This window comes from Gemmatimonadales bacterium (genome assembly GCA_030697825.1).
Classification (GTDB): domain Bacteria; phylum Gemmatimonadota; class Gemmatimonadetes; order Gemmatimonadales; family JACORV01; genus JACORV01.
Genome location: JAUYOW010000279.1, coordinates 1 through 7,262, shown reverse-complemented (window position 1 = coordinate 7,262; position 7,262 = coordinate 1). Strand labels below are relative to the sequence as shown.

Here is a 7,262-nt window from a genome sequence, read left to right as displayed (position 1 = left end):
GCGGCATGCCGGGCAGGAACTGGCCGTCCGGCAGCAGCGGCAGGCCCTCCGGGTCGCCGCTGATGCCGATGTACCGCTCCACGAAGTCGTACCAGGGAGCGATGTCGGCGTAGCGGATGGGCCAGTCGGCGCCGAAGCCGTCCCTCGCGTTGGCCTCGAAGTCCAGATCGCTCCACCGGTAGACCTGCCGCCCCCACATGATGGAGCGCCCGCCCACCTGCCGGCCGCGGATCCAGTCGAACGGCTGGCCGTCGGGCGTGGTGTACGGGTTCTCGACGTCGTTGACGAAGAACTGCTCGCTCCAGGCGTCGCAGGCATAGCACTTCTTCTGCACCGGTCGCTCGCGGTCCTGCTTGTCGCGGTCGCGCCGGCCGTGATAGGGCAGCTGCCACGGCTGGACATGCATGGTGTAGTCGGTGGCGGGATCGATCGGCCGGCCCGCTTCCAGGACCAGGGTCCGAAGACCGCGCTCGGTCAACTCCTTCGCGGCCCACCCGCCGCTGATCCCGGAGCCGACGACGATGGCGTCGTAGACGGGCGGCATCTCAGCGCCCTGCCGGCGGCGGGGCCGCGGCGCGCACCGGCGCGGCGCCGTCGTAACGGCCCGGCATGAACACCTCGCCCAGCTCCTGGGTGACGCCGATCTCGCTGGTGTAGTATCCGTAGAGGGTCAGGCCCTTGATCCGGGCGAAGAAGTGCTGCGGGGCGCCACGCGGCATCGCCCGGGCTTCGGCGTCCATGCCGGTGAGGATCGCCGCCTGCTCCGCTTCGACCAGCGCGACGAAGGTACGGCCGAAGGCGGCCTCGCTGCGCGAATCCACGTCCGCCAGCCCGCGCATGAACGCCGCGCGCTCGTCGTCGTGGTACCAATCGCCCACGATGACCTCGATGAACTCCGGCACGCCCGCGGCGCGCGCGCCCGGCGTATCCGTGGCCGGCATGATCAGCTCGGCGATCGCGGCCACCGTCTCGCGCTGGTGCGGGTCCAGAGCGCCGGTGGCCCGGGCCGCGGCCCACGCGTGCGCCTCCCGGCCCAGGGCGGCGAGGCGGTCCGGGGCCAGCGCATCCAGCGCGGAAGCGCCGAACGCGCCGCCCAGCAGGCGAAGCACGTCACGTCGGTCCATGGGTTGTCTCCCTCCGCGAGGAACTTGCCTCACCCCGATGCCCGGCGCCAGATTGGACGATACACCTCAGGCGGTTGAGCATCCTCGACGTGAACTACCGGCCGCTCTAGAGCCGCGTCACCCCCGGGCCGGCGCCCGTGACGAAGAACTCCGACTTCGCCCCCGCCTCGGGAAACTCCCCCCGGTAGCGCGAAGCCCACTGCTCGCGAAAGCCCTCCGCGTAGTCCTCGCGAACCAGAGCCCACACGCTCCCGCCGAACCCCGCCCCGAACGCCGATGCCGCGACCGCGCCCAGCTCGCGCGCCGAACGCTGGAGCGCGACCGTCTCCGGCACCTGGTTGCGAAGACATCGCTCGGCCAGCGCCTGCGAGCGGTCCACCAGCGGACCGATCGCATTTACGGCGCCACGCTCGAGCGCATCGCCCACGGCGGGAATGATCTCCTCGCACTCGGCTTGGAACTGTTCCAGGCGCGCCGGTGGCCACCGCTCCGGAAGGCCCTCGGTCTCGCGCGCCAGACGATTGTACGCCTCGAGCGCTGCGCCCGTCTTGTCCGCCACCACGCCGCTCACCCCTACGATGAACCGATGACCCGGCGGCATCGCGATCGTGCGCTCGTGCCGCACCGGGCGCCATCCGTACTGGCTGACCGCGCCGCGCCGGCAGCAGAGGATCGCAGTCTGGTCCTGGGCGCCTCCCCGCGTGCCCACGCCCGCATCGCCGGCGAGAGTGCCGAAGCTCCCGCCCATCTCGATACAGCTCAGGTAGGTCGCAAGGTCGTCGAGGGTCCCGATGTGGGGGCCATACTCGGGCCGCCTCTCCAATTCGTTGGCGTCCGCGAGCGCGAGGTACGTCGCGATGACCAGCGCGCTCGAGCTGCCGAGCCCTGCCGCCTGCGGAAGGTCGCTCGCGAACGCGAGGTCAACGCCACGCATCCGGCCGGCGAAGTTCCGCGCCAGGCGGCGCGCAACCGTCATCGGGTAGTTGGACCAGTGGCCGGCAGGGGGCACGAGGTTCGGCCCGATCTCGAAGCTCACCTCACCGCCCGCTGCGTCCACTACCCGCACCCGCGCGTCGTCCCTCGGCTGCGCCATGACCACGATCCCCCGCTCAACGGCGCATACCAGGCTGCGGCCGCCGGCGTAGTCGGTGTGCTTGCCGAGGATCTCAATGCGCCCGGGGACGAACCACGCCCGCTCGCTCAGAGCGCGACCCCCACGCCTTCCAGCCTCGCGGCCACGAACGCGACGTCGGCGCGGCTCGTCAGGTCGAGCACGGCGGCCCGGAACGGGATGACCCGGAAACGCTCGCCGCGCGCGAGCGCCCAGCGCACCGCGTTCTGAAGCTCCAGCTCGCCGTTCGGCGACGGGGTGCCGGCCCGGCAGGCGTCGAAGATCGCCGGAGTGAACCTCCAGAGATTCATGCTGACCAGATCTTCGTCCGCGCGCGCGCCATCAACCAACTCTCGCAGCGACCCGTCCGCATCGCTGCGCGCTACCGGGAAGGTCGCGAGCCGCTCGGCGCCGAGATTGCCCTCGCGCATCAGGCTGGCGCGCTCGAAGCCCGCCATGCCCGACCCCGCCAGCTCGCCCAGCGCGCGCAGCGCCTCGACCGGGTAGTAGTTGTCGCAGTTCATGACCAGGAATCCGTCGCCCGCGTCGAAGGACTCGGCGGCAAGCACCGCGTCGGCGGTGCCGCGCGGTTCTTCCTGCACCGCGAAGTGCACCCGCACTCGCCGCGGCACGACCTCACGAGTGTACCGGCCGCGAACGGCGTCGTGCTCCGGCCCGACGACCAAGCACACGTCGCGGATGCCGGCGTCCGCGAGGGCGGAGAGCAAGTAGTCGAGGAACGGACGGCCGATCGGGATCATCCCCTTCATCCCGGCATCCGCGGCCGACCGCTGTTCCTGGTCCAGGGTCGCCGCGGGATCGGCCCGGCGCATGCGCGTGCCCAGGCCGCGGGCGAGGATGACAGCTTTGGTGACCGGCATGGTCCGCAAGAAAATGCGCCGCAGTGCATCAGTCCAGCCACCATGCCCACCCGCGGATGCATTACCGTTCGGGCCACCACTTGCGCAAACGGGGGGCCATATGTACGATTCTGTAAAACGGCAATACACCTTGGAGCCCACCGTGGCCGCTCGCGTGCGCAAGACACCCAAGACCTATCGCCTGACGCCGGCGAAGATCGCCGCGGCAAAGGCCATCCTCGGCGCGGCAACGGCTACCGAGGCCATCGAGACCGCGCTCGACCTGGTGGTCTTCCGCCAGGAGCTCATGGACGGCGTGGAGGCCATGCGCGGCGTGGTCATCACACCGCCCGACGGCGATGCGTCGTGATCCGCGCGGAGCGGAAGTTCGTCCTGGACACCAACCTGTTCATTGACGGCTTCCGCGACCGCGCCGCGGGCGACGAGCTACTGTTCTTCCACCGGTTGTTCGCGCCGTTCGAGTTCCTAAGCGCCGTCGTGGTGCACGAGCTCTGCGCCGGCACCCGGTCGAAGGCAGACCTTCGCCTGCTGGAACGAAGCGTGCTCACGCCCTTTGCCGACCGCGGCAGACTGGTCACGCCTTCCTACGACGCCTGGGTCCGCGCAGGGCAGGTGCTGGCCCGCCTGGCGCGGGAGGATGGCCTCGCGCTCCATACGGTCTCGCGGGCATTCGGCCACGACGTGTTGCTGGCGCTCTCCTGCCGCGAGGCCGGCCTCACCCTGGTCACCAGGAACCGAAAGGACTTCGCCCGCATCGCGAAGCTCGCGCCCTTCCGGTTCGAGGCGCCCTGGCCGACACCTTCATCCTAAGGCCCCGCTTCCGGCCAGGTGGCGGAGCCGCTCCAGAAGCTTCACCATGGCCAACGTGTCCCGCTCGCAGTACGCCAGCAGGTCGGCGCGGAGCTGGTCCCGCGCGGCCGGCGGGATGAGGTGCGCCACGAAGAGCAGGCGCCAGATCTCCACGCTCGCCGTCATCCCCTCCTGGATCAACAGGTCGCGGTAAGTCAGCGATGGCACCATCGGCGTCAGCGCGTACTTGAGCGAGAAGCTGCCGTGGAAGTCCGGGTGATAGAGGTTGTTCTGCATGACCGGCAGCAGATCGATCAGCTTGCCTTCCAGTGCCAGCAGGTCCGACCGCCACCGTGGAAGCGCCTCGGCAAGCGCCTTGATCTGCGTCCGCTCGTACGCGCTGTACATGACGATCCGTTCGGCGTGCTGCGTCGTCTCCAGCATCACCCGCGCCAACTCGTCGCGCGGGTCCTCGGGGCCCTCGGCCAGCCAACCGACGTGCGAGTATCCACCCCCCGGCCGGGCTTCGTGATAGCTGAACTGCACGGTGGTCGGACGCCACGGGCCGAGCCCTGGCCAGACCGGGATGGCGCGGCTGATCGTTTCGAAGTCGAGGAAGCCGAGCCGGCCGGAGAACGGCTCCAGTGCGGCGCCGAGTCGGGGCTCCACGACGAGCGCGTCGCGCTCCGCCGACCGCTTCTGGCGCCGCTGAATGTCGGTGAGCTTCTGCGCCGGCGGGATCGCATCCATCGTCTTCACGCCGCGCTCCAGCAGCTCCAGCCCTTTCGCCCGGCCCCGGTACAGCTTGGTGACGCTGAACCGCTCGGCCGGCCAGCAGCGGTCCCAGAACGGGCACTTGCGCGGTTGGGAGCAGTGGCCGCCGATCGCCACCTCGGGCAGCGGCCCGCGGAGCGCCGCCAGCTGCTCGGCCACCAGCCGCGGCACCTCCGGCATCAGCGCCTCGACCTGCCTCGTGACGTCCTCGCGAACGAACCGCTCTCCAGCGTCCGGGTGCCGGAATTCCTGGTTGAGGTGCATGATCTCGATGCGCCGCACGTCCACGCCACACCGGCGCAGAACGTGGGTCTGGACCGCGGCGTCGGGGATGTGCTCTTCCTTTAGCCCCGTGGACGACTTGATCTCGATGAGGGTGAAGCCCCCGCCTTCCCTAAGCAGCACGTCCACCGCGACGAAAACGGCGTCCGCCTCGAACGAGGCCTCGTAGACCGCCACGGCGCCGAAGTCGAGCGCCGTGCGGGTGGCCTCGATCCTCGCGCCGTACGCGTCGGGTGGCGGGTCGATCAGGACGCCGCCGGGAAAGAGCTTGCGCGCTTCCTCCGCCACCTGCCGGCCCTGATCGAAGAGGTCTTGCAGGCCGGCGTCGATCTCCAGCTCCGGGGCGCCCGGCTCGTGGACCTTCCACCACAGCAGCCTGTGACACTGCCAGCCGGCGACGAACCTGGACTTGGAGAGGCGGGCCGTGAACCGCGCTGCTGTCACGACGCGTCCGCGCCGGCCCACAGCCTCGGCAGCAGCCTCATCAGGCCGACCCCGCTCACCGCGAATAGAGCGAGCCACACCGTCCCCTGGGCCATTCTCCCGTAGATGAAGCTCCCCGCCCCGAACAGCGCCGCGTACACGAAGCAGCAGCCAAGCACCCAGCCCAGCAGCGCCTGCGGAAGGCTGTCCGGCGCAGCCTCCACGCCTGCTTCCTCGCGGACGCTGCGCCACCCCGGTCCCGCGGGCCGCACCAGGCGGTAGAACGCGAGCAGGGTCTGGCGGTCGGTGGGTCGCGTCAGGAAGGTGACGATGATCCAAACGAGCGTGGTCGCCCCGACGGTGCTCACCAGCGCGAGGTGACTCGCGACCGGATGCCCCGCCTTCCCGGCGACGAAGAACGCGACCGCGACGGCGAACGAGCTGGTCATCGCGGCGATCTCGCTCCACGCGTTCACCCGCCACCAGAACCACCGCAGCAGGTAGATGAGCCCCGTTCCCGCGCCCACCGACAGCATCAAGTCGAAGCTCTCGCGCGCCGAGTCCAGGACGAAGGTGAGCAGCGCCGCGCACCCCATGAGGAGCGCCGTCACGATTCGCCCGGCCAGCACGTAGTGCCGCTCGTCCTCGCCGCGCTTCAGGAATCGCCGGTAGAAGTCGTGCACCAGGTACGAGGTGCCCCAGTTGAGGTGGGTCGAGAGGGTCGACACGTACGCCGCCAGGAGACCCGCCACCATCAGCCCCATGAACCCGGCCGGCAGGAACCGGAGCATGGCGGGGTACGCCATGTCGTGCCCGATGAGCGCGGGGTCAACGTACGGGAAGGTGCGCGCGATGTCCGACAGTTCGGGGTAGACGAGCAGGGACGCGAGCGCGACGACGATCCACGGCCACGGCCGGAGCGCGTAGTGCGCCGCGTTGAAGAAGAGCGTGCCGGCGAGCGCGTCCTTCTCGCTCTTCGAGGCCAGCATGCGCTGCGCGATGTAGCTGCCCCCGCCGGGTTCCGCGCCGGGATACCACACCGACCACCACTGGACGGTGATCGGGATGATGAGCACCGAGAGCGTCATGCTCCAGTCCCCGAAGTCGGGGAGCAGGTTCAGCGACTGGGGGTCGATCCGGCTGAAGAGGCCCGAGAGCCCGCCCACCTCGGGCTGTTTGAGCGCGAACCAGGCCGCCGCGAAGGAGCCGGTCATCGCGATCCCGAACTGGATGAAGTCGGTGACCAGCACGCCCCACAACCCGCTGGTGGCTGCGAACGCGATGTTGAGGACCGCGCAGATCACCAGCGTCTTCCCCATCGGCCAGCCGAGCATCACGTTGGCGATCTTCACGGCCGCGAGGTTCACCGACGCCATGATGACGCAGTTGAAGAGGAGGCCTAGATAGACCGAGCGGAAACCACGGACGAAGGTGGCCGCCCTGCCGGAGTAGCGGATCTCGTAGAACTCGAGGTCGGTGAGAACGCCGGAGCGGCGCCACATGCGGGCGTAGTAGAACACCGTGGCCATGCCGGTGAGCAGGAACGACCACCACAGCCAGTTGTTCGCAACGCCCTTTTCGCGGACGAGGTTGGTCACGAGGTTGGGCGTGTCGGTGCTGAAGGTGGTGGCCACCATCGAAACGCCCACCAGCCACCACGGCGCCGACCGGCCCGAGGTGAAGAACTCGGCGGTACTCGTACCCGCCCGCTTCGCGAGGACGATGGCGGGGATGAACGAGACGACGATGGAGACGAAGACGACGAGCCAATCGAGGGAGGTGAGGCGCATGGTCGCGCCAAGATACCAGCGGAAGCAGCCGACGCCTAGGTCACCGGCGGCCGATCTCCAGGGAGACGACGAGGTGGCGCGGCAGCCC

8 protein-coding genes are annotated in these 7,262 nt (G+C 69.7%); 2 read left to right on the top strand and 6 right to left on the bottom strand.

The genetic code is table 11. From position 1 onward, the window contains the following. The 4 genes from Q8Q85_13620 to Q8Q85_13605 all read right to left on the bottom strand — a co-directional run. Positions 1–544 (bottom strand): FAD-binding protein (locus Q8Q85_13620; GenBank protein MDP3775296.1); only part of this gene is annotated, 544 nt, incomplete at its 3' end. A gap of 1 nt (position 545) precedes the next feature. Next, complete coding sequence (locus Q8Q85_13615; protein MDP3775295.1) at positions 546–1,124, bottom strand: gluconate 2-dehydrogenase subunit 3 family protein; 579 nt, start codon at positions 1,122–1,124, stop codon at positions 546–548. Positions 1,125–1,230: 106 nt separating this feature from the next. Beyond that, positions 1,231–2,217 carry a hypothetical protein gene (locus tag Q8Q85_13610; protein MDP3775294.1) on the bottom strand — a complete coding sequence of 329 codons (987 nt, stop codon included), beginning with the start codon at positions 2,215–2,217 and terminating at the stop codon, positions 1,231–1,233. Between the two features lie 107 nt (positions 2,218–2,324). After that, positions 2,325–3,116 (bottom strand): sugar phosphate nucleotidyltransferase, encoded by a 792-nt coding sequence (locus Q8Q85_13605; protein ID MDP3775293.1) that lies wholly within the window; start codon positions 3,114–3,116, stop codon positions 2,325–2,327. Between the two features lie 142 nt (positions 3,117–3,258). Here Q8Q85_13605 and Q8Q85_13600 point away from each other — a divergent pair, with 142 nt between their 5' ends. Both Q8Q85_13600 and Q8Q85_13595 read left to right on the top strand, forming a co-directional pair. Further along, positions 3,259–3,465, top strand: coding sequence for a hypothetical protein (locus Q8Q85_13600; GenBank protein ID MDP3775292.1), 207 nt, complete (start codon positions 3,259–3,261; stop codon positions 3,463–3,465). Further along, a complete protein-coding gene (locus Q8Q85_13595; protein ID MDP3775291.1) occupies positions 3,462–3,926 on the top strand; it encodes a PIN domain-containing protein in 465 nt (154 codons plus the stop codon). The genes Q8Q85_13600 and Q8Q85_13595 overlap by 4 nt, the downstream gene beginning before the upstream one ends. Here Q8Q85_13595 and Q8Q85_13590 read toward each other — a convergent pair. Together Q8Q85_13590 and Q8Q85_13585 are read right to left on the bottom strand one after the other, a co-directional pair. Then, a complete protein-coding gene (locus Q8Q85_13590) occupies positions 3,918–5,405 on the bottom strand; it encodes a DUF2779 domain-containing protein (protein MDP3775290.1) in 1,488 nt (495 codons plus the stop codon). The two genes, Q8Q85_13595 and Q8Q85_13590, sit on opposite strands and share 9 nt — an antisense overlap. Then, entirely contained in the window at positions 5,402–7,174 is a 1,773-nt protein-coding gene (locus Q8Q85_13585; protein ID MDP3775289.1) for a sodium:solute symporter family protein, read from the bottom strand. Before Q8Q85_13585 ends, Q8Q85_13590 begins: the two co-directional genes overlap by 4 nt. Positions 7,175–7,262: the final 88 nt, after the last annotated feature.

Coding starts and splice junctions, on each gene's coding strand:
- Q8Q85_13615 (MDP3775295.1), bottom strand. CDS start 1,124: ATGGACCGACGTGACGTGCTTCGCCTGCTGGGCGGCGCGTTCGGCGCT.
- Q8Q85_13610 (MDP3775294.1), bottom strand. CDS start 2,217: ATGGCGCAGCCGAGGGACGACGCGCGGGTGCGGGTAGTGGACGCAGCG.
- Q8Q85_13605 (MDP3775293.1), bottom strand. CDS start 3,116: ATGCCGGTCACCAAAGCTGTCATCCTCGCCCGCGGCCTGGGCACGCGC.
- Q8Q85_13585 (MDP3775289.1), bottom strand. CDS start 7,174: ATGCGCCTCACCTCCCTCGATTGGCTCGTCGTCTTCGTCTCCATCGTC.